Origin of the sequence: Massilia atriviolacea, assembly GCF_003953935.1 — a bacterium.
In the GTDB taxonomy this organism is placed as follows: Bacteria; Pseudomonadota; Gammaproteobacteria; order Burkholderiales; family Burkholderiaceae_D; genus Telluria_A; species Telluria_A atriviolacea.
Genome location: NZ_RXLQ01000014.1, coordinates 17291 through 38388, shown reverse-complemented (window position 1 = coordinate 38388; position 21098 = coordinate 17291). Strand labels below are relative to the sequence as shown.

Genomic DNA, 21098 nt, shown 5'->3' with positions numbered 1-21098 from the left:
TCACTCTGTGGTCCAACATGGTAAATTCATCCGCTGCACAAGAAAACCCTCCAGTCCTCGACAAGGACGCCCCGCTGAAAGAAGATATCCGCCTGCTCGGCCGCCTGCTCGGCGACGTGCTGCGCGACCAGGAAGGCGAAGCCGTCTTCGATGTCGTCGAGACCATCCGCCAGACGGCGGTGCGGTTCCGGCGCGAAGACGACGCCCAGGCCGGCCAGGACCTGACCGCCCTGCTGCACAAGCTCACGCGCGAGCAGACCATTTCGGTGGTGCGCGCGTTTTCGTATTTTTCGCACCTGGCTAATATCGCCGAAGACCAGCACCACATCCGCCGCCGCCGCGCCCACCTGCTGGCCGGGTCGGCCCCGCAGCAGGGCAGCGTCAGCTTCGCCCTGTCCAAGCTGAAAGCGGCCGGCGTCGCCAGCGACACCGTGCGCACCTTCTTCGGCGACGCCCTGATCGCCCCGGTCCTGACGGCGCACCCGACCGAAGTGCAGCGCAAGAGCATTCTCGACGCCGAGCACGACATCGCGCGCCTGCTGGCCGAACGCGACCTGCCGCTGACCCCGCGCGAGCGCGTGGCCAACATGCAGCTGCTGCACGCCCGCATCGCCACCCTGTGGCAGACGCGCATGCTACGCTACTCCAAGCTGACCGTGGCCGACGAAATCGACAACGCCCTGTCCTACTACCGCATCACCTTCCTGCACGAACTGCCCGGCCTGTACGACGACATCGAAGAAGAAATCGCCGCCCACTACCCGGACCAGGCGGCGCACGCGATCGACAATTCCTATGTGCAGATGGGCAGCTGGATCGGCGGCGACCGCGACGGCAACCCGAACGTCAACGCCGGCACCATGCAGCACGCGCTGGTGCGCCAGGCCACCACCATCCTCGACTTCTACCTCGACGAAGTGCACGCGCTCGGCGCCGAGCTGTCGATTTCGACCCTGATGGTCGGCGCCAGCCCGGCCCTGCAAGCGCTGGCCGACGCCTCGCCCGACCAGTCGCCGCACCGCAGCGACGAGCCCTACCGGCGGGCCCTGATCGGCATGTACGCGCGCCTGGCCGCCACCGCGCGTTCGCTCGGCGCCACCAACATCCTGCGCAAGGAAGTCGGGCACGCCGCGCCGTATGGCGACGCGGCCGCATTCTGCGCCGACCTGGACGTGCTGGCCGACTCGCTGCGCGCCAACCACGGCCAGCTGCTGGTCAAGCCGCGCCTGGCCACGGTGCAGCGCGCCGCCGCCATTTTCGGCTTCCACCTGGCCTCGCTCGACATGCGCCAGACCTCGGACGTGCACGAGCGCGTGCTGGCCGAACTGTTTGCCGCGGCCGGCGTCGAAGCCGACTACACCAAGCTCGCCGAAGAACAGAAGGTGCAGCTGCTGCTGGCCGAACTGGCGCAGCCGCGCCTGCTGTATTCGCCGTACGCGCAACTGAGCGAAGAGACCGCGTCCGAACTGGCGATCCTGCGCGCGGCCAAGGATATCCGCCAGCGCTACGGCAAGCGCGCGATCCGCAACTACATCATCTCGCACACCGAGACCGTGTCCGACCTGCTCGAAGTACTGCTGCTGCAGAAGGAAACGGGCCTCTTGCGTCCGCGCGACAGGCAGCTCGACGCCATGGTCATTCCGCTGTTCGAGACCATTCCCGACCTGCAGCGCGCGGCCGGCATCATGAACGAATGGATGGCGCTGCCGCTGGTCAAGGAACTGATCGCGCACCAGGGCCAGCTGCAGGAAGTCATGCTCGGCTACTCCGATTCGAACAAGGACGGCGGCTTCCTGACCTCCAACTGGGAGCTGTACAAGGCCGAGATCCACCTGGTCAAGGTGTTCGCCGACGCCGGCGTCAAGCTGCGCCTGTTCCATGGCCGGGGCGGCACGGTCGGGCGCGGCGGCGGACCTTCGTACGAAGCGATCCTGGCGCAGCCGCCGGGCACCGTGAACGGCCAGATCCGCCTGACCGAACAGGGCGAAATCATCGCCTCCAAGTTTTCGAACGCCGAAATCGGCCGCCGCAACCTGGAGCTGCTGGTCGCCGCCACGCTCGAGGCGAGCCTGATGCCGCACCCGGCCGAAGGCGCCAAGGCGGAGCAGCTGGCCGGCTTCGAAGCGATCATGGCCGACCTCTCCGAGCGCGCCTACAAGGCTTACCGCAACCTGGTCTACGAAACGCCGGGCTTCACCGACTACTTTTTCTCGGCCACGCCGATCGCCGAAATCGCCGAGCTCAATCTCGGTTCGCGCCCGGCCTCGCGCAAGTCGACCAAGCGCATCGAAGACCTGCGCGCGATTCCCTGGGGCTTTTCCTGGGGCCAGTGCCGCCTGCTGCTGCCGGGCTGGTACGGCTTCGGCTCGGCCATCACGCAATGGGCCGAGGAAGGCAGGCGCGACGAGAAGATCGCCACCCTGCAGGCCATGTTCAAGGAGTGGCCGTTCTTCGCCACCCTGCTGTCGAACATGGACATGGTGCTGGCCAAGACCGACCTGGCGATCGCCTCGCGCTACGCCGGCCTGGTGGCCGACGTCGAACTGCGCGAGCGCATCTTCAAGCGCATTTCGGCCGAACACGGCACCACCCTGCGCTGCCTGGAGATGATCACCGGCGCGCATGAACGCCTGGCCGGCAACCCGCTGCTGGCGCGCTCGATCCAGAACCGCTTCGCCTACCTCGACCCGCTGAATCACTTGCAGGTCGAGCTGATCCACCGCCACCGCGCGCTGTCGGGCGAACCGGGCAAGGTGGACGAACGGGTCCATCGCGGCATCCACCTGTCCATCAACGGCGTGGCCGCCGGCCTGCGCAACACGGGTTAAACCACCCGCCGGGCGGCGCGCACCAGCTGGCGCGCCGCCCTGTTTTCACCTCCCATCCCCTGCCCGCATGCACGCGGCATACGCCCGATTCGTTGTCCTGAACAAAGCATGCTTTTTCCAAAAAGTTGGCATAGAATGAATTAAGCAACAACCTGTCTAAAACACAAGGGGGTGCGCATGAAAACGTGGAGCGTGGAGTCGCTTTGCCTGACCGTAGCCGCCATCGCCCTGGTGCTGGCGTCCCTGGTGGCCCTGATCGCCGTCGGCGACGCCCACGCGGTGCCGCGCTGGTTGTTTTCCCTCACGATGGCGCTCTCCGGCGCCGCGCTGGTGGTCAGCCTGCGCATCCGCGCGCTGGCCATGGCGCGCAATGCCGCCCAGCGCCGCTACCGCCACTTCATCGACACCGCCCACGAGGGCGTCTGGACGCTCGACGGCGAGGCCCGCACCACCTTCGCCAACCCGCGCCTGGCCCAGATGTTCGGCGCCACGCCCGGCACCCTGCTGGGGTGCCCGATGCAGGATTTTCTTGGGGATAACCCACGGCGCGACCTGGCCGAAATGACCAGCGCCGACGCCGCCCATGTCGGCTGCACCCACGATCTGACCTACCGCCGGGTGGACGGCAGCGTCGGCTGGGCCATCGTCAGCGGCCGGCCGATGCTGGGCGACGACGGGCTGGCGCAAGGCACTTTGCTGATGCTCACCGACATCACGGGCCGCAAGGCGGCCGAGCTGGAACTGGCGGCGGTGCAGATCGGCCTGGAAGTGCGGATCCGCATGCGCACGGCCGAGCTGGAGCGCAGCAACGCCCAGCTGCGCATCGAAGTGGCCGAGCGCCAGATGGCCGAGCACGCGCTGGCCGAATCGTTCCGCGAGCTGCGCCAGTTGAGTTCGCATCTGGAAACCATCAAGGAAGAAGAGCGCAAGCGCATCGCCAAGGGCATCCACGACGAGCTGGGACAGAACCTGATGGCGCTCAAGATCGATGTCGAAATGCTGCACGCGCGCGCCGGCCAGCGCCACCCCCTGCTCAAGCGCAAGGTGGGCGACGTGCTCGACACCATCGACCTGACCATCCGTTCGGTGCGCGCGATCATGAACGACCTGCATCCGAGCACCCTGGAACTGGGCTTGCCGGCGGCGGCCGAGTGGCTGGTGCAGCAGTTCGAGAAGCGCAGCGGCATCGCCACCTCGCTGTCGGTGGCCGAGGGGGACGGGCCCTTGCCGGACAGCCACCGCACCGAAGTGATTTTCCGCATCATCCAGGAATGCCTGCTGAATATCCTGCGCCACGCCCAGGCCACCAGGGTCGAGGTCGGGCTCGATATCGGCATGGAGTACCTGACCATCACCATCGTGGACAATGGCGTCGGCATGGCGCCGGGGGATGCGGCCAAGGCGGCTTCGTTCGGGCTGCGCGGGATCCGCGAGCGGGTCGATGTGTTCGGCGGGCAGATGGTGATCGACAGCCGGCCGGGCGGCGGCACCACCCTGGCCATGATGATTCCGCTCGAAAGCCACGCAACGGCCAGCCTCGATTAGCGCGGATACAACAATACGAAAAATGTAAGAATCGAAGGGCGTGACGTATGTACAATGATCCCGGATAAAACGGGAGCGGCAAGTTCGGCCCGGTTTATTGACTACCCCTGTTTGCGCGTCCGGACTTCCGGATGCGCATTTTTTTTGGCTGCCGCTCCGCCCGCACCGTGGCTGCGCCCGCACCAACCGCAATGTCGCTCCGCCCGCACCGTCGCTCCAGGACCACCGTCGCTCCAGGACCACTGTCGCTCCAGGACCACTGTCGCTCCAGGACCGCCGTCGCTCCAGGACCACTGTCGCTCCCGCGAAGGCGGGAGCCCAAGTTCGTCGAGCCGCCGTTAACTGAGCGAGCAACTTGGGCTCCCGCCTTCGCGGGAGCGACGGTGCGGGCGGTGCGGGCGGTGCGGTTGATGCGGTTGGTGCGGGCGGTGCGGTTGATGCGGTTGGTGCGGGCGGAGCGACGGTGGTCCGAAAGCGACGCTGGTCCGAAAGCGACGGTGTTCCGGAAGCGACGCTGGTCCTGGAGCGACGCTGGTCCGAAAGCGACGCTGTTCCGGAAGCGACGCTGGTCCGGGAGCGACGCTGGTCCGGAAGCGACGGTGCGGGCGGAGCGACAGTCCGAGGCGGAGCGACAAGCGTAGCGACGAGCAAGATGATCCTGTGAGCATGCAAAAAAGCCGTGCCCACCCTTGCGGGCGAACACGGCCTTTTCCGCCATCGCACCGGCCAGCGGCCGGCGCGGCAAGCGCGTCTTAATGGTTGTGCAGGAAGCTCTTGAGCTTGTCCGAACGCGAGGGCTGGCGCAGCTTGCTCATCGCCTTCGCTTCGATCTGGCGGATCCGCTCGCGCGTCACGTCGAACTGCTTGCCCACTTCTTCCAGCGTGTGGTCGTTCGACATCTCGACACCGTAGCGCATACGCAACACTTTGGCTTCGCGCGGGGTCAGCGAATCGAGCACTTCCTTGATCACATTGCGCATCGACGCGTGCAGCGCGGCGTCCAGCGGCGCCAGGGTCGCGTTGTCTTCGATGAAGTCGCCCAGCTGCGAATCGCCATCCTCGCCCATCGGCGTTTCCATCGAAATCGGCTCTTTCGCGATCTTCATGATCTCGCGAACCTTGTTCTCCGGCATTTCCATCTTCAGGGCCAGGGTCGCCAGGTCCGGCTCGCTGCCGGTTTCCTGCATGATCTGGCGCGAGATGCGGTTCATCTTGTTGATCGTCTCGATCATGTGCACCGGCACGCGGATGGTGCGCGCCATGTCGGCGATCGAACGCGTGATCGCCTGGCGGATCCACCAGGTCGCATAGGTCGAGAACTTGTAGCCGCGGCGGTATTCGAACTTGTCGACCGCTTTCAGCAGGCCGATATTGCCTTCCTGGATCAGGTCGAGGAATTGCAGGCCGCGGTTGATGTACTTCTTGGCGATCGAAATCACCAGGCGCAAGTTGGCGACCGTCATTTCGCGCTTGGCGTGGCGCGCGCGCTTTTCGCCGGCGGCCATCTGCTTGTTGATCTTGCGCAGGTCCGCCAGCGGCAGCGCCACGCGCGCCTGCAGGTCGATCATGCGCTGTTGCAGTTCCTTGATCGCCGGTACGTTACGGCTCAGCACCACGCTGTACGGATAGGCGCAGTCGACTTCGCGGTCGACCCATGCCAGGTCGGTCTCGTTGCCCGGGAAGACCTTGATGAAGTGGGCGCGCGGCATGCCGCAGCGGTCCACGCAGATCGCCAGCACGGCTTTTTCGATATGGCGCACTTCATCCATCTGGCCGCGCAGGGTGTCGCACAGCTTTTCGACGACCTTGGCGGTGAAGCGGATCCCCAGCAGCTCGTTGGAAATGACTTCCTGCGCCTTGACGTAGTTCTTGGAACCGTAGCCATCCTTCTCGAAGGCCTTGGCCATCTTGTCGAATTCGGTTTCGATGATCTTGAACTTGTCGAGCGCGTTCTTGCGCAGCTGGACCAGCTGTTCGGCCGAGAAACCGGCCGCGCCGCCGTTGGCGTCGCCGTCTTCTTCCTCGACTTCTTCTTCCTCTTCCTCGTCATCTTCCGATGGCGCGGCGTGCACCACGGGCGCGGCCGGGGCCGAGCTCTCGTTGTGGTCCACGAAGCCGTCGACCACTTCGTCGACCTTGATGTCGTCGTTGGCGATCTTGTGCGACAGCGCGATGATTTCGGCAATCGTGGTCGGGCAGGCCGAAATGGCCTGGACCATGTCTTTCAGGCCGCCTTCGATGCGCTTGGCGATTTCGATCTCGCCTTCGCGCGTGAGCAGCGCGACCGCGCCCATTTCGCGCATGTACATGCGCACCGGGTCGGTGGTGCGGCCGAAGTCGGAGTCGACCGTCGACAGCGCCGTGGCCGCAGCCGCTTCGACTTCGTCGTCGCTGGTGGCGGTGGCGACCGTGTCGGTCAGCAGCATCATTTCGGCGTCCGGCGCGCGCTCGTAGACGGCGATGCCCATGTCGTTGAAGGTGGCGATGATGCCTTCGACCGCTTCCGGATCGATGATGTTTTCCGGCAGTTGATCGTTGATCTCGGCATAGGTCAGGTAGCCGCGCTCCTTGCCCATGTTGATCAGGTTCTTGATCTGCTGGCGGCGCCGTTCCATGTCCGCTTCCGACGCTTTCGGGTCGGCTGCCAGCATGCCGTTCACGCCGCCCTTGGCCTTGCGTTCCTTGGCTTTCGACACCGCCTTCAGTTCGGCGCGCTCGACCGCGTTGAGCGCGGCGACTTCGTCGTTTTCCGGCGTGAATTCGCTTGGCTTGCGGCCACGGCGGCCCGGTACCTTGACCGATGGCAGCAGGTAGCCGGAGGTGTCGATCGCGGCCAGCGCGGCCGCGTCGGTGGTCTGGCTGACGGCCTGGCCGGCGGTCTGGATCATGGTCGGTTCCGGGTCCATCTTCTTGACCGCGGTGCGCGCTTTCGGCGCCACTTTCATGCCCGGCACCAGGTCGGCATCGACTTCGGCGGCCAGGTCGGGCCGCACGGCCAGCTTGGAGCGCTTGCGCACCACCACCGGCACGGCCGCGCCGTCGCCAGCGGGCGCGGAGGCCAGCATGGTCTCGGCGCCGGCGCTTTCCTGCACCGCGTCCTGGATCGTGTCGGCAGGCACACCCACCTCGACCAGCTCGACCGGATCGGCGGCAGCCATCACCGCCGCCAGGCGCGAACCCTTCTTGACCACCGTGACCTTGGCCGCCGCTTCCGTTTCGAGGAAGTAGGAGGTTGCGGTTTTCGGTACGGCCAGTTGGGCACTGCTCTTGCGCGGCGCTTTGGTGGCGGTCAGGGTTAAGGTCTTCGCGGTGTTCTTCATTAAAACTCCAGTCAATAATCCACCCGAGCCCGGCGTACCGCGCTCGATGGAACGTGTATCAGGATGGCCCTAGCTAAGGGCGATGTAGCCGAATTGCAAGCACGACCGGATGCATCGATGGCCCTGGTGGGCGTACCCCGAGCGGGGGTGCTGTGGTGCGTGTGCTATGATCAAAATGGCGCTGTGCATGGCGGAACGAAAAAAAGCCCGTGGCAAAACGGGCTTGTATCTATTTTCAGATGAACAATAGAGGAGACATTCACCATTATGCACCATGGCGAGATATCGCGATAATTGATATATCGAATACCAGATATAAGCCAAATAGATAACTTTGGCCAACACCACCGGTGCCGGGACGCCCTCTACCTACTGGCTGAACCTTCTGCGCTTCGTCAACCCGCGCGCAGGACAAGAGGAGCATCATACACGATTTCGCGCCCTTACGCGCATGCGCGTGTTGGTCAAAAGCGAATAAAATCCGCGCACGCCCCTATGGCCGCATGCTATCCTTCCGGTTCCAGCTCTTACAATGAAGTCGATGAATACAACTAGTCTTGCCGCCGAGTCCGCGGATGCTCCCGTCACCGCACCGGCGACCGCGCCAACCCCGGCCCCGGCACCCGCGCAAAGTGCGCGTTCCCTGCTCAAGCAATTGCAACAACAGTTCCCCGCTTTCCGCGACTGCCTGCCCCTGGCGATCGGCATCGACAAGCAACTGCTGGCGCGCGTTCCCGGCCTGGACCGCAAGACCATGCGCGCCGCGCTCGGCATCCACACCGGATCGCTGCGCTACCTGCGCGCCATGGAAAAAGCCACGGTCCGCTACGACCTCGACGGCGTCGCCGGCGCGGAAGTGACCGACATCCACCGCACCCACGCCAAAGAAACCTTGCAGCAGCGCTTCAAGAAAGAAGCCGAGCGCAAGAAGGCCGAACGCGAGGCCGCCCAGGCCGACGAAGCGAACCGCCTGCGCCAGGAAAAGCTGCTCCAGCTCGCCTCCAAGTTCTCGCGCAACGGTTGATCCGGCCGCGATGACGAGCGATCCGGACGCGCTGCTGCCGCCTTACGACGGCATCACGATGGCGAGCGTGCGCATGGTCCGGTCCGAGCAGGATGCGGCCGAGGCACTGGCGGCGCTCTCCTCGACCGACGTGCTCGGCTTCGATACCGAATCGAAGCCGACCTTCCTCAAGGGAGAACAGTCGACCGGCCCGCACCTGGTGCAGCTGGCAACCGACGAGGTCGCCTACCTGTTCCAGATCGGCGCCAGGCCGGCGGCCGATGGATTTGTCGACGTGCTCAAGGCCGTGCTCGAATCGAAGGCCATCCTGAAAGTGGGTTTCGGCTTGAAGGATGACATCCTGCGCCTGCAGGTCAAGCTCGGCATCGACGCGGTCAATGTGCTCGACCTGTCGAACGCCCTGCGCAAGGGCGAACGCAACAGCCTGGGCGCAAAGACGGCGGTGGCGCGCTTTTTCGGCCAGAAGCTGCAGAAATCCAAGAAGATCACCACCACCAACTGGTCCCTGCCGCGCCTGAGCGACAAGCAGATCCTGTACGCCGCCGACGATGCGCATGTGGCCCTGCGCGTGTACCGGCGCTGGCGTGCGGACCAGGCCGCTGCAAAAGCGGCCGTGTAAGCTGTCGGCAAGCACGCTGCCGGTCCGGGCAGCGCCTTCACTTACGGCTTCAACGTCACCTTCCACACCCTGGTATTGGTGTTATTCGGCACGCTGTCCTTGTCGCCGGCGGCATCGCTGTTGGCCATCCACAGATTGCCGTCGATGCCAGGCTCCACCGTGCGCAGGCGGTCGTAGGTGCCGACAAAAAACTGGCGCGCATTGATTAACCGGTCGCCGCTGATGTCGCTGCGATACAGGCGCTTGCCGGCCAGGCAGGCGACGTACAGCGCCTCGCGCACGATGGCGATGCCGCTGCACGATCCTTCCGAATTGCGGTAGGTGGTCTTGGGCGCGATATAGCCTGCCGTGGCACAACCGGCGCCGGCGCGCGAGGTGACGCCTTCGCAATTCGGCCAGCCGTAGTTGCCGCCCTTGACGATCAGATTGGTTTCGTCCTGCGAATCGCCGAATTCCTGTTCCCACAAGCGCCCGCGCGCGTCGAAGGCCAGTCCCTGCGGATTGCGGTGGCCGTAACTCCAGACATAGTTGCCGAACGGGTTATCGGCCGGCAGCGTGCCGTTGGGATTGAGGCGCAGGACTTTGCCCGCCAGATTATTCTTGTCCTGCGCGTACGCACCGTTCTGCGCGTCGCCCGTGGTGGCATACAGCTTGCCGTCCGGCCCGAAGCGCAGGCGCCCGCCGTTATGGTACTTGTTGCGGCCGATGCCCTTGAGTAAAACCTCGAGCGAGGCCGTGTCGAGCGCGCCGTTCACGTAGCGCAGGCGCACGATCCGGTTGTCCGTCGGGCTGGTGTGATACACGTACAGCCAGGAATCCTGGTCCGGGAATCCGGGCGCAATGGCCAGGCCGAGCAGCCCGCCTTCGCCGTCGGTCCCCTGGACGTTGGGAATCGCGCCGACGCTCTTCTTGACGCCGGACACCGGGTTCAACAGGATGACGTCGCGCGCATCGCGGCGGCTGTACAACACGGTTCCGTCCGGCAGCGCGGCCAGGCCCCATGGAATATCGGTGTCGGTCGCCACCTGCGCCGTCCCGCAGATGACGTCGGCGCAGGCGCTGCCGGAGGTCAGGGACAAGGTCGTCCCGCGTGGCGAGACGTTGCCCTGCGCATCGCGCGCAGCCACGTTGTACTGGTAGGTGGTGTTGGCGGCCAGCCCGGCATCGGTGTAGCCGAGCGAACCGGTGCTGCCGACGCGCACGCTGTCGCGGTAGATGTCATAGGCGGCCACGGCCACATTGTCGGTGGAGGCGGCCCAGTTCAGGGTGGCCGTGGTGCCGGCAATCGTTCCCCGCAATTCCGTGGGAACGGACGGGGCCTGGGTATCGACCTGGCATTGCGGCACCTTGACCTGGAGCGAGGTGCTGGCCTGCGACACATTGCCCGCCGCATCGCGCGCGTTGACGTACACGCCCCAGCTCGCGCCGGGCGTGAGCACGATCCGGGCGGTGAGCGTGCTGGCGTTGACCGTGCCGAGGGCCTGGCCGTCGCGGTAGATATCGTAATAGGCAACGCCGACGTTGTCGGTCGACGCCTTCCATGTCAGCGTGGCCGAGCGGCATGCCAGCGCATCGATCGCCAGGCCGCTCGGCGGCGTCGGCGCCTGGGTGTCGGCCGGCGACGGCGTGACCGTGCCGAACGCCCATTGCTGATGGGTGCTGCCTTCGCAGCGCCACATGTCGATGCCGGTGGAATTGGCGCTGGCGCCGCCCTTCACGGTCAGGCACAGCCCGGACTGCGCGCTGACGATGGTCTTGTTCGGCGCGAGCGTCCATTTCTGGTTGGCGCCGCCGTTGCAGGTATACGATTGCACGATGGCCTGCGGCTGGGTGCTGGCGCCGCGCACATCCAGGCAACGGGCGCCGTCGAAAGTCCTTAATTCACCTGCCGCCGTCAGTTCCCATTTCTGGTTGGCGGCGCCGTGGCAGTCGAAGATGATGGCGGGCGTGCCGGGCTGCTGGCTGCCCTGGGCGACATCCAGGCACCGTTGCGACGCGCCGCTGACCAGCGTGGCGGGCGTTGCCGCGTGCGCCGGCACGGCGCCGGCCGCCCCGAGAACGGCAATGGCCGCCAGGCCGCTTGCGCGCAGCGCGGGTGCAAGGCGCAAGGTCGGGAAACGGGACTCGTTCGGGACAGGCTTCATCGGTGTCATCCTCATGCATGCGGTGGGTGTGGGAATCGGATAAATTAGCTTTTTTACAAACTATACACGCCGCCTGCAAAGGGAGAGCTCGATTGACACGGCCCCGCACTGCTCATGCATTGCCGACCCGCGCCAGCGCTTCGATTTCGATCAGCGTTTCCGGCGACGCCAGCGAGGCCACGCCGATGCCGGTCAGCGCCGGGCGCGATGCGCCGAAGTACTTGTTCATCACCGGCGCCAGCGCCGCCATATGCTCGCCCAGTTCGCCCCGCACATACACGCGCAGTTGCAGCACCCGGGCCGCCGACGACCCCGCCGCCTCCAGCACCGTCAGCAGGTTGTGCAAGGCGCCCTCGGCCTGCGCCTCCATCCCGCCCTGCCTGACCTGATAGCCGGTGTCCCAATCGACCTGTCCCGACACGAAGACCAGGCCGCTGCCGGCGTCGACAACGGCCTGGGACATGCCGAACGGCGCGCCGTCATACAAGGCGGGCGGATTGATGTGTTGGATGTTCATGAACGACCTCGCTGGAAAAGAATGAGGCCGCAGTATGCTGGCGCGCGCCAGGCCCATCAATCGGGCTGCGCTTGTAAGCGATACAAGCGAACCGATGCTCAGGCCTTCAGCAGCAGCCTTACCCGCCCCAGCAGCCAGCGCATGAAGGGGTCCTTGTTCGCGCTGGGATGGTAGGCCGCCACGACTTCGTATCCAGGCGGGTATTTCTCCAGCGGGATATCGAACAGGCCCGCGCAAGGCAGCAGGCGCGCCGGCATAAAACCCACCATCGACGACTGCCGCAGATACTGCTGCGCCATGAAAAACGAGGGCGCCGAGAGCACCACCTTGCGGCGCAGGCCCTGGCGTTCGAACCACGCATCGGCCGATCCCTTGAAACTGCCGATCCCCGGCGAGGTGACGATGAAGTCGTACCCGACCAGTCTGTCGAGCGGCATGACACCGCCGGCGAGCATGGCCTGGTCGGCCGCCACGCAGCGATACTGTTCGATAAACAGCGGCTCGGAAACGAGTCCGGGCGGCACATAGCCATCCGACGTGAAAGCCAGGTCGATCTCGCCCTGCTGCATCTTTTGCGTCAGGTGATGCACCGCGATGCCGCTGACGATGAGCTTCACCCCGGGCGCGGCGATGCGCAGGTCGCGGATCAGGGGGCCGACGATGACCTGCTGCGTGTAATCGGTGGCGCAGATCGCCAGCGTGCGTTCGACCCGGTCGGGGGTGACCGAATCGGGCAAGGGAATGGCGCTGATGTCCGCCAGCACCTGCTGGACGTGCGGCTCGATCAACCTGGCGTAGGGCGTGGCCGCCATGCCGTGTCCGGTGCGCACGAACAGCGGATCGCGCATCAGGTCGCGCAGTTTCTTCAACTGCAGGCTGACGGCCTGCTGCGACACGCCCAGGTGCTCGGCCGCCGCCGACAGCTTGCCGAGCTTGAACAACGCATCGAGGATGCGTAAATGACTGATCTCCAGCTTGTCGATCATGACGGTATTTCCTGCCTTTCCTGAATGGCGCTGCCGGGCCGGCAGCGCCTGCGCCGCCCGCCCTGATCCGCTTTTTCGCCGCGCACTGCACCTGTCGTGCCCTGCCCCGACGCGTTATGATGTTGTCACCGGTAACCTTATCAGAGAATCATCCATGCGAAACACCCTCACCAGCGCGCTTGTGCTCGGCGCGCTCGCGTCCGCCGCGGCGCCGCTGCACGCGGCCGAGCGCCCCGCCGTGCTGCCGGACACGATGGCCCAGCGCCTGCTGGCCTGCGCCTCCTGCCATGCCAAGAAAGATGTCAACGACGCCTATTTCCCGCGCATCTCCGGCAAGCCGGCCGGCTACCTGTACAACCAGCTGATCAATTTCCGCGAAGGCCGCCGCCAGTATCCGCTGATGACCTATATGGTCGATCACCTGTCCGACGCCTACCTGCTCGAGATCGCCGACCATTTCGCTGCCGAACACTTGCCGCCACCGCCAGCGCAGGCCACCCCGGCCGCGCCCGCCGTCCTCGCGCGCGGCCGCCAGCTGGCCCTGCAAGGCGACCCGGCCCTCAAGGTACCGGCCTGCATCGCCTGCCACGGCGAAAAACTGACCGGCGTCACCCCCGCGATTCCCGGCCTGGCCGGCCTGCCGCGCGACTATCTCAACGCCCAGTTCGGCGCCTGGCGCAACAAGACGCGCCGCGCCCACGCGCCCGACTGCATGGCCGTCATCACCGAACGCCTCAGCCTGGAAGACGTGAACGCCGTCTCGGCCTGGCTCGGTACCCAGCAAGTGGCGCCCGAAGCGCGCCCCGCCGCCGCCATCGCCCGCCCGCTGCCCATGCAGTGCGGCAGCGCCCCGGACTAAGCCAGGAAACACCTCATGAAAAAGAAAATCCTCCTCAGCCTCGCGGGGCTGGCCAGCGTCATTGGCGTGGCCGTGGCAGTGGCCTGGCCGCGCAACGACTTCATCGCCTCCCGATCGCCGGCCGACTTCGCGCCGACCGCCCAGAACATTGCCCGTGGCGCCTACCTGGCCAAGGCCGGCGACTGCATGGCGTGCCACACCGTGCGCGGCGGAGCCGAATATGCCGGCGGGCGCGCGCTGGAGACGCCCTTCGGCAGCCTGATCGCGCCCAACATCACGTCCGACCGCGACACCGGCATCGGCGCCTGGAGCGCCGACGACTTCTGGAACGCCCTGCACAACGGCAAATCGCGCGACGGCCGCCTGCTGTATCCGGCCTTCCCGTACACCAACTACACCAAGGTCAGCCGCGCCGATTCGGACGCGCTGTACGCCTTCATGCAGAGCATCCCCGCGCAGAAGGCGCCGAACAAGCCGCACAGCCTGGCCTTTCCGTACAACCAGCAGATCATGCTGGCCGGCTGGCGCCTGCTGTACTTCAAGCCGGGCGAATACGTGCCGGTCGGCACCCAGAACGCCCAGTGGAACCGCGGCGCCTACCTGGTCGAGGGCCTGGGCCACTGCGCCGCCTGCCACAGCACGCGCAACAGCTTCGGCGCCAGCGAAGACGGTTTGTCGGGCGGACTGATTCCGACCATCGGCTGGTATGCACCCTCGCTCACGTCCGACGCCGAAGCGGGGCTGGGCAGCTGGGAAGTGCCGCACATCGTCGACCTGCTCAAGACCGGCGTCTCGCCGCGCGCGACCGTGTTCGGGCCGATGGCCGAAGTCGTGCAGCGCAGCCTGCAACACATGGAGACCGGGGACGTGACGGCGATGGCGGTGTACCTGAAGTCGCTGCCGGCCACGCCGGCGCCGGCCGTGGAAGTGTCGACCGATCCGAGGGTGGCCGAAGTGCTGGCGCAGGGCAAGAAGCTGTACGAAGCGAACTGCATCGAGTGCCACGGGGCCGACGGCAAGGGCTTGCCGCCGCACTACCCGCCGCTGGACGGCAACCGCGCGCTGACCATGAAGGAAGCGGTCAACCCGATCCGCATCGTCCTCAACGGCGGCTTTGCGCCGAGCACGGGCGGCAATCCGCGCCCGTACGGCATGCCGCCGTACAGCCACGTCATGGACGACTATGAAGTGGCGGCCGTGGTGAGCTACCTGCGCAATAGCTGGGGCAACAAGGCGCCGCCGGTGACGGCGTCGGAGGTGAACAGGTATCGGGGCGTGCCGCTCGATTGAGATACAGGCGGGGCACGCTTTTGCTGCCCCGCAATCTGATGACGTGCACGGGAATGCGTACTTGGGCGCTCGCAGGAGTCAGATCGGAGTAAGAACACGATCCAGTAGTGTAGTGAGCAAATCGAGTTGGCAATTGAATGCGGCAATGTTGGCATCAATCCATTCGGCGCGTGAAATCGCTTGCCAGCGGACCTCAAAGCCAGCATTAATCCCAATCAATTCGAACATGAGACGCTGTGCGCGACCATTTCCGTCACGGAATGGATGAATAACATTCAGCTCAGAGTAGTAATGAGCGAGTCGGGCAACAAAGTGCGCACGCGGCAAAGCAACTAGCAAGTTTTCTTGTTGCAGCTGCCGAAACAGCTTTTCCGCTTCAGGTTCAATGCGACTGACTGTTGCAAACCGGGTGCTACCTTTGCTAATGTCAACCGTGCGGAGCTCGCCCGCCCAGTCATACAGATCTTGAAACAGATGGAAATGGATTGCGCGCAGCGCCGGCAACGAAAAATTATCGAAATCCGGATGGAACTGTTCGATACGTGTTTGGCTTAGCTGGACTTCAGCCGCTTGCAGTGCATCCTCGTCAGTGATGCCAAGCTTATTGATCAGCACGTTAGAGTTAGGATAGCAATACTCACCATCCTCGTCTGAACCGTATTTACCGGCCATGCTTCTTCTTGAGAGGGAGCGCGATTTTTTTGACGACCGGCTCGCTGGTGCTTACCGGACTCGGCACGAGCCCTTCGAGCCGAAGGCTGGCGCGGTAATTTTCGGAACGCAGTTTCAAGAAAATTTGCCGCTTCATTTCATTCGTCAACATCTGAGTACTCCCGCGTAATAGGTACGCCGCCCACAGACATTGTACCTGAAACGCTTTTTGCCGCAGTCTCCCTTCACGGCCGGCCGGCATCGAAGCGTGCCGACAGCACATCGCGGTAGTACACCCCTGCCGCGTCGTTGCCGCCGATGACGAACAAGCGCCCGTCCGCCTCCACCGCGCCCAGGCCGGCGCGCCCGGCCGGCAGCTTGCCGGTGGGCGCGATGCGCCAGCGGCCGAGCGCGTCCGGCAGGCTTTCGTTGCGCCGCACGTAGTTGTAGTTGATCCAGTTGGCATAAGCGCCGGTGCCGGGCTGGCCGCCCACGGTCAGCAGCATCGGCGCCTGCGGCCCTTGCGGCGAGGGTACGAACACCGAGGCGTGGCCGTACAGGCCGGACGTCAGGCGCGCGGGCGAGGTCTGCCATGGCGCCAGCGTGCCGTCCGGGCGCGGCGCCGTGACCTGCACGTCGTCGAAAACGTCGTACAGATCCAGGTCGCCCCAGCCGCCGATCGCCACGATGTGCTTGCGCACCGCCAGCGCCTGCGGCGAGCTGCGCCCGCCTTTCATGTGGAAGTTGGCGATCTGCCAGGGGCCGAGCGCGCAGTCGTTGCCGACTTTGGCGACCTCCACATCGTCCAGGTGCACCGTGTCGGTCCCGATCTGGGTCACTCCCGCCACCGCATACAGAAACGTTCCCTGATCGGCCGTGATGGCCAGCAGGCTGTGGTTCGAGCGCGGCGTTTTCAGGCGCGCCGGGCTGGTCGTCCAGGCCGACAAACGCCCGTTGGCCTGGATGCGCGCGAACTGGACGTCGTCATAGTAGTTGAGCGAGGTCGGCGTCGAGGAACTGCCGCCGCCCAGGAACAGGCAGTTGCCGGCCTGCGCCAGCGCCGTTCCCGCGCGCGCCGTGGCAAAGGCCGGTTCGACGCTCCACGCACCGAGCCGGCCGTTGGCGCCGATACGCGACAGCAGCACGCTGTTGTAATACGTCACCACGCCGGTCGACGCGGTGAACTGGTAGCCGCCGGCGACGTAGATGTTCTTGCCCACGCTCGTGACGGCATGATAGGTGCGCGCTTCCGGCAGGGACGGCTCGGGTTCGAACGGACAGAAGGCGGGTGCGTCGGGCGGCATCCAGGACTGGCGGCAGTCGCTGTGCTGGGCCATGGCGGCGGGGAGAATGAAGACGGCGAGGATGGGCGCGTACAGCGGTGTCATGATCGGGTCCTGTTCGATGCCATGCCGGGATGCGCGGAGGAAAGCTGTATCAGGGAGCCTGCTCCGCCGGCATGTCTACCGAAGCGAGCTGCGCAATGTCTACGAGGTAGATTGCTATCGTAGTACCTGGCTGAGGCCGATGTTTGAGCGGTGTCAATGCAAGACGATTTGAGCTGTGGACTGTTGCGCCTGTGGCCGAAACCGGTCGCCGACAGCCGGCTGAACATGATCGATGGACCAACGCGGCTTAATGAAGTTGGGGTTATCGATAAGGCCTCCAAAACCGATGAAGGCTGGTGTGGTAAATGGGGAAACGCCGGTGCGAGGTCACTTGCGGCGAGGCAATCGGCAACGCGCATCAACACAAAAGAGATAATGCCAGCGCTGGCTGATGCCCTCGGCTTGCATGTTACGCCGGTCAAGCGCTATGAAGCAGGCGCGTCCCTGCCATCGCTGGAAGCGATCAAGAAGATCGCCCAGGTCTTGCCCGTGACGACCGATTTTCTGATTTTCGAGGAGAGCGAACTGGTGCCGGACGCCAACTTGGCCCTTCAGTTCCTGGCCATCGCCGGCATGCCGGAGCCGCAACAGGCCGTCATCCGCCAACTGCTGGAAGGGGTGATCATCAAGTACGAGGCCGAACGCTGGTCCTCTCGGCTCAAGTAGCTTTCTCGCTGCCATCCGAGCAGCCGAAAAAAGCCGCACCCGGCGCCTCCACTTCAGCGAGCAGGGGTTGGAGGCTGCTTTTTTTATTCAAGATATGAATCCTGATGAGGCCGTGTCCACATATCAGACTTGGCACCGCTACTGCGGACTAGGTACCAAGGCATAAGTATCAAAATGATTCTTATTGATTCTACTTTCCACGTGTAATCTACGACAAACCGGGCATCGGTAGACTGTATGTTTCACCTCATCAATCATGTTGAAAAACTGCTCATCCGTCATTTTTACTTCACTTGCCAAGAAATCGGCAATCTCCTCAATGCGTTTCTCTGGAATAAGGGCTAACTCAAAATCAGGCCGACCTTGTGAAAGATTCATGTCGTGACCGCAACTACATGTGAATTTTGGCATTTTTATTTACCTCCTTTTGGGCGGTTGAAACGAGCTATTGCTCCGTCTTTATTCTGAAAAAAAGTGTATCAATATTTTTTACGTTCGGCTTCCCCCAAGTCCGTTCAGCAATCGAATTAAGATCAACACCACTCAACTCGGTTTGTATAAATATTCCGGATGCTTGCGAATCTTTGCTCTCAATCATCCTTACAATAGTATTTGGATTTACTGACTCAGGCGTATAAACATCAACATTTCCGACCTTACTCACCGCCATATCGGCCGTACGGACATTTTTAATGCCCTGTGACGAAGCTGTTGGCAAAAAATCTACATTATGGCCTAATTCTGCCAATCCATGGCCAGCACGCAATTCGTTCGCATCAGGAATTGCACCATTAAGAATGGTGACCCGTCCCGTTGCTACAGGCATTGGCGCTACCGTGCCGCGTGTTTGGTAACGAGGACTCAATGCGGCCAAGCCCATTCCTATACCAAACTCGGCATAGTCACCTACGTCTGTAACATACGGTTGCTTAACACCATCCATGAAAGAAATGTAATCAATCTGACCAGGCATTGTTAAGCTAAGATTCAAATTATTTCCAAGAAACTCCACTGTATTTGCGAATAGATTTATAGGAGCTCTAAGGAAGGAATCCAACGCCGCGTTACTCCCATAACGTTGGAACGGTGTTAATTCCTGGCCCGGCAAGTCGGACCACTGATAGCCTGCGTCCGCGAAACTGGCACTGCCGCCGCGCACGTCAACCGATCTGCTTTTTTCGCTAAAACCTGGCAAGGTACCAAGTTTTCCTTCGATCAATTCGGTCGTCCCTGGATTTGATAAAAATCTATTAAGAAAGGCGACCTCATCATTACTTACGGGAACGTCCGCGACGGGACTCTGCGGTGAGCCGTCGCGAGAGATTGAATAACGCGATCGATCACGGCTATTAGGATTTGGTCCAGACGAATAAGAGTCGCCTTCATCCGCCCAATCGGAGAAGCTCCCTCCTGCGTACCCGCTTGAATAGTCAACTGGAATTACATTTTCAGCCGTGTGGGCTTAACGTTCTGAGAGACTGTTTAAAAACTTAGCGGAAACGAATCCGGTGCAATAGCGATGAGCCAAGCGCAATGTACATCATGGCCTCGGATACGTCGAGACGCTGCTCGTAATCCCGCACCAGACGGCGGTAGCGCATCAGCCATGCAAACGTGCGTTCGACGACCCAGCGGCGAGGTTGTACCTTAAAGCAGATTTGCCCCTGCAAGCCCCGTACAACGTCGAGCGTAAAATCAAGATAGGCAGCCTTGTCGAGCAGCGTGCGCCTGTCATAAGCGGCGTCGCCGAAGAGATGTTGAACCCAAGGCCAGCGCTTGACCAGGGCATCAAGTACGAACTGGGCACCGGTCGAATCAGCGATATCAGCAGGTGTCAGGTGCATTGCCAGCAAGCGCCCGTCGGTGTCGACTGCAATGTGGCGTTTGCGCCCGCCAATCTTCTTGTGTGCGTCATAACCGCGCTCACGTGCGCCAGGAGCCCTTACCGACTGGCTATCGACGATGCCAGCCGAGGGAACGACCTCGCGTTGCTCGCACATCCGATCAAGCATGAGCGCCAGGTCGTGGATTGTTCTGAACAGGAAGCGTCGCATCAGGCGGCGGAACCAGTAATACACCGTTTGGTATGGAGGAAAGTCGTTGGGCAACATACGCCATTCGCATCCTGAACGCACCAGGTAACGTAGCGCATTGATGACTTGGCGAAGCTCCGTCTTGCGTGGGCTGCCTGTCCGAGACCGGCCCGGAAGTAAGGGCTCAACAAGCTTCCACTCCTGGTCACTGATGTCAGACCGATAGCCACTACGTCCTTTGGACGCCGACAACGAATGTCGCGCCCGTTGCTCTGCTGTCCACATGACCTCCTCCTTGCAGGGAAAATCATTTGGACAGCAAAGTTACCTGTGAGTTTTTAAACAGTCTCTCAGCACCTTGTTACGGAAATCGTAGCTCATCTCGATGACGCGGTCGGCCACCCCGTCGGCGCGTGCCAGCGCAGCGCGCAGGGATGCCGGGTCGAGCGTGGCGGCCGTGAACGCCGTCACCGGCACCAGGCCCAGGTTGGCCTTGACCCGGTCCGCGAACATCTTGCGGTCGGTCTCGCTGGTCTTGCTGTCGTCCATGCGCGCCAGCATCGCCAGCACCGCATGCACACGCGACTTCTGCCTGGCCAGATAGGCCAGGTCGATCAGTTCCTCGCCCGGCGCGTGGTGCAGCATGGCTTGCGACAGCGCCTTCACGAAACTGGTCGGATCGGTGCTCGATGGGTAGCGGCTCGCGCCCTCGACACTGTCGAGCAGTTTGTTGGCAAAGTCCAGCCGGCTCATGCCATCCAACAAAAGAACCAGGCCCTCGGCCAGTTCGGCCGGGAACGGCGAACGGTCCAGCACCGCCGCGTACAGTTCCGTCACCGCGACCTGCTGCGCCAGGTCGCCGCGCGCCGGCAACACCGCGTCGAGCATGGCGTTCCAGGCACGCAGTTCGGCCGCGCCTTCGATATTGTGCAGTACGGTGTCGAGAAAGGCGCCGCGCGTGACATCAGGCGCTGTTGCCATCGCCAGCCATCTGTCGAATTCCGCATCGGTGGCCGAGCGCCCGAAGGCCTTGTTGAACACCTGCGCCACAAACGATCGGGGCTCGATGCCGCCGACCGGGTAGAACACGTTCGCGTCCGGGTGCACGATCAATTGCATCGCGACTTCGGCAAAAGTGGCGCCGGCCTTGAACCTTGCGCTCCACTGGGCAAGCTCGTCGGAGGTCGGTGCGCGTGCGAGCAGAACCAGGAACAGCTCGGTCACCTGG

The 21098-nt window shown here is 63.5% G+C and carries 18 protein-coding genes; 7 read left to right on the top strand and 11 right to left on the bottom strand.

Features of this window, described 5'->3' with window-relative positions; genetic code table 11:
• The first annotated feature begins 17 nt into the window (after positions 1 to 17).
• Complete coding sequence (gene ppc, locus EJB06_RS23320) at positions 18 to 2828, top strand: phosphoenolpyruvate carboxylase (RefSeq protein WP_126076423.1); 2811 nt, start codon at positions 18 to 20, stop codon at positions 2826 to 2828.
• A 177-nt stretch (positions 2829 to 3005) separates the two neighbouring features.
• A complete protein-coding gene (locus tag EJB06_RS23315) occupies positions 3006 to 4373 on the top strand; it encodes a PAS domain-containing sensor histidine kinase (protein WP_126076422.1) in 1368 nt (455 codons plus the stop codon).
• Between the two features lie 752 nt (positions 4374 to 5125).
• Here the strand turns inward: EJB06_RS23315 and rpoD are convergent.
• The gene (gene rpoD / locus EJB06_RS23310) at positions 5126 to 7693 is read right to left on the bottom strand and encodes an RNA polymerase sigma factor RpoD (RefSeq protein WP_126076421.1); all 2568 of its coding nucleotides are present in this window, start codon (positions 7691 to 7693) and stop codon (positions 5126 to 5128) included.
• A gap of 541 nt (positions 7694 to 8234) precedes the next feature.
• Between rpoD and EJB06_RS23305 the strand changes: the two genes are divergently transcribed.
• Both EJB06_RS23305 and EJB06_RS23300 read left to right on the top strand, forming a co-directional pair.
• Positions 8235 to 8717, top strand: coding sequence for a ProQ/FINO family protein (locus tag EJB06_RS23305; protein WP_126076420.1), 483 nt, complete (start codon positions 8235 to 8237; stop codon positions 8715 to 8717).
• Positions 8718 to 8727: 10 nt separating this feature from the next.
• Complete coding sequence (locus EJB06_RS23300) at positions 8728 to 9336, top strand: 3'-5' exonuclease (RefSeq protein ID WP_126076419.1); 609 nt, start codon at positions 8728 to 8730, stop codon at positions 9334 to 9336.
• 41 nt (positions 9337 to 9377) lie between these two features.
• Here the strand turns inward: EJB06_RS23300 and EJB06_RS23295 are convergent, their stop codons facing one another.
• From EJB06_RS23295 to EJB06_RS23285, 3 genes are all read right to left on the bottom strand, one after another.
• Entirely contained in the window at positions 9378 to 11480 is a 2103-nt protein-coding gene (locus EJB06_RS23295; protein ID WP_126076418.1) for a PQQ-dependent sugar dehydrogenase, read from the bottom strand.
• Between the two features lie 112 nt (positions 11481 to 11592).
• On the bottom strand, positions 11593 to 11997 hold the full coding sequence (locus EJB06_RS23290; protein WP_126076417.1) for a RidA family protein: 405 nt from the start codon (positions 11995 to 11997) through the stop codon (positions 11593 to 11595).
• 98 nt (positions 11998 to 12095) lie between these two features.
• Positions 12096 to 12983 (bottom strand): LysR family transcriptional regulator, encoded by an 888-nt coding sequence (locus tag EJB06_RS23285; protein ID WP_126076416.1) that lies wholly within the window; start codon positions 12981 to 12983, stop codon positions 12096 to 12098.
• 154 nt (positions 12984 to 13137) lie between these two features.
• Between EJB06_RS23285 and EJB06_RS23280 the strand changes: the two genes are divergently transcribed.
• Positions 13138 to 13842, top strand: coding sequence for a c-type cytochrome (locus tag EJB06_RS23280; protein ID WP_126076415.1), 705 nt, complete (start codon positions 13138 to 13140; stop codon positions 13840 to 13842).
• A gap of 15 nt (positions 13843 to 13857) precedes the next feature.
• Positions 13858 to 15132: a c-type cytochrome gene (locus tag EJB06_RS23275; protein WP_126076414.1), complete on the top strand. Its 1275-nt coding sequence runs from the start codon at positions 13858 to 13860 to the stop codon at positions 15130 to 15132.
• A 78-nt stretch (positions 15133 to 15210) separates the two neighbouring features.
• Here EJB06_RS23275 and EJB06_RS23270 read toward each other — a convergent pair whose 3' ends face one another.
• The 3 genes from EJB06_RS23270 to EJB06_RS23260 form a co-directional block, all read right to left on the bottom strand.
• Positions 15211 to 15804 (bottom strand): putative adenosine monophosphate-protein transferase Fic, encoded by a 594-nt coding sequence (locus tag EJB06_RS23270; protein ID WP_126076413.1) that lies wholly within the window; start codon positions 15802 to 15804, stop codon positions 15211 to 15213.
• Positions 15794 to 15955 carry a YhfG family protein gene (locus EJB06_RS23265; RefSeq protein WP_126076412.1) on the bottom strand — a complete coding sequence of 54 codons (162 nt, stop codon included), beginning with the start codon at positions 15953 to 15955 and terminating at the stop codon, positions 15794 to 15796. Before EJB06_RS23265 ends, EJB06_RS23270 begins: the two co-directional genes overlap by 11 nt.
• 73 nt (positions 15956 to 16028) lie before the next feature.
• Positions 16029 to 17171 (bottom strand): Kelch repeat-containing protein, encoded by a 1143-nt coding sequence (locus EJB06_RS23260; RefSeq protein WP_126076411.1) that lies wholly within the window; start codon positions 17169 to 17171, stop codon positions 16029 to 16031.
• A gap of 156 nt (positions 17172 to 17327) precedes the next feature.
• Here EJB06_RS23260 and EJB06_RS32685 point away from each other — a divergent pair, with 156 nt between their 5' ends.
• On the top strand, positions 17328 to 17837 hold the full coding sequence (locus EJB06_RS32685) for a helix-turn-helix domain-containing protein (RefSeq protein WP_229427240.1): 510 nt from the start codon (positions 17328 to 17330) through the stop codon (positions 17835 to 17837).
• Between the two features lie 138 nt (positions 17838 to 17975).
• Here EJB06_RS32685 and EJB06_RS23250 read toward each other — a convergent pair whose 3' ends face one another.
• The 4 genes from EJB06_RS23250 to EJB06_RS23235 all read right to left on the bottom strand — a co-directional run bounded on the left by EJB06_RS23250 (position 17976) and on the right by EJB06_RS23235 (position 21094).
• The gene (locus EJB06_RS23250) at positions 17976 to 18248 is read right to left on the bottom strand and encodes a DUF8617 domain-containing protein (protein WP_126076410.1); all 273 of its coding nucleotides are present in this window, start codon (positions 18246 to 18248) and stop codon (positions 17976 to 17978) included.
• Between the two features lie 34 nt (positions 18249 to 18282).
• Positions 18283 to 19056 (bottom strand): hypothetical protein, encoded by a 774-nt coding sequence (locus tag EJB06_RS23245; protein ID WP_126076409.1) that lies wholly within the window; start codon positions 19054 to 19056, stop codon positions 18283 to 18285.
• A 271-nt stretch (positions 19057 to 19327) separates the two neighbouring features.
• Positions 19328 to 20155, bottom strand: coding sequence for an IS5 family transposase (locus EJB06_RS23240; RefSeq protein ID WP_126076408.1), 828 nt, complete (start codon positions 20153 to 20155; stop codon positions 19328 to 19330).
• A gap of 39 nt (positions 20156 to 20194) precedes the next feature.
• Positions 20195 to 21094, bottom strand: a complete 900-nt coding sequence (locus EJB06_RS23235; RefSeq protein WP_126076407.1) for a hypothetical protein — start codon at positions 21092 to 21094, stop codon at positions 20195 to 20197.
• Positions 21095 to 21098: the final 4 nt, after the last annotated feature.

Excerpts from the sequence above, each read along its gene's own strand:
- EJB06_RS23305 (WP_126076420.1), top strand. The coding sequence starts at position 8,235 with ATGAATACAACTAGTCTTGCCGCCGAGTCCGCGGATGCTCCCGTCACC.
- EJB06_RS23260 (WP_126076411.1), bottom strand. The coding sequence starts at position 17,171 with ATGACACCGCTGTACGCGCCCATCCTCGCCGTCTTCATTCTCCCCGCC.
- EJB06_RS23275 (WP_126076414.1), top strand. The coding sequence starts at position 13,858 with ATGAAAAAGAAAATCCTCCTCAGCCTCGCGGGGCTGGCCAGCGTCATT.
- rpoD (WP_126076421.1), bottom strand. The coding sequence starts at position 7,693 with ATGAAGAACACCGCGAAGACCTTAACCCTGACCGCCACCAAAGCGCCG.
- EJB06_RS23250 (WP_126076410.1), bottom strand. The coding sequence starts at position 18,248 with ATGCCAAAATTCACATGTAGTTGCGGTCACGACATGAATCTTTCACAA.
- EJB06_RS32685 (WP_229427240.1), top strand. The coding sequence starts at position 17,328 with ATGCAAGACGATTTGAGCTGTGGACTGTTGCGCCTGTGGCCGAAACCG.
- EJB06_RS23240 (WP_126076408.1), bottom strand. The coding sequence starts at position 20,155 with ATGTGGACAGCAGAGCAACGGGCGCGACATTCGTTGTCGGCGTCCAAA.
- EJB06_RS23265 (WP_126076412.1), bottom strand. The coding sequence starts at position 15,955 with ATGTTGACGAATGAAATGAAGCGGCAAATTTTCTTGAAACTGCGTTCC.
- EJB06_RS23285 (WP_126076416.1), bottom strand. The coding sequence starts at position 12,983 with ATGATCGACAAGCTGGAGATCAGTCATTTACGCATCCTCGATGCGTTG.
- EJB06_RS23290 (WP_126076417.1), bottom strand. The coding sequence starts at position 11,997 with ATGAACATCCAACACATCAATCCGCCCGCCTTGTATGACGGCGCGCCG.
- EJB06_RS23295 (WP_126076418.1), bottom strand. The coding sequence starts at position 11,480 with ATGAAGCCTGTCCCGAACGAGTCCCGTTTCCCGACCTTGCGCCTTGCA.
- EJB06_RS23270 (WP_126076413.1), bottom strand. The coding sequence starts at position 15,804 with ATGGCCGGTAAATACGGTTCAGACGAGGATGGTGAGTATTGCTATCCT.
- EJB06_RS23315 (WP_126076422.1), top strand. The coding sequence starts at position 3,006 with ATGAAAACGTGGAGCGTGGAGTCGCTTTGCCTGACCGTAGCCGCCATC.
- EJB06_RS23280 (WP_126076415.1), top strand. The coding sequence starts at position 13,138 with ATGCGAAACACCCTCACCAGCGCGCTTGTGCTCGGCGCGCTCGCGTCC.
- ppc (WP_126076423.1), top strand. The coding sequence starts at position 18 with ATGGTAAATTCATCCGCTGCACAAGAAAACCCTCCAGTCCTCGACAAG.
- EJB06_RS23300 (WP_126076419.1), top strand. The coding sequence starts at position 8,728 with ATGACGAGCGATCCGGACGCGCTGCTGCCGCCTTACGACGGCATCACG.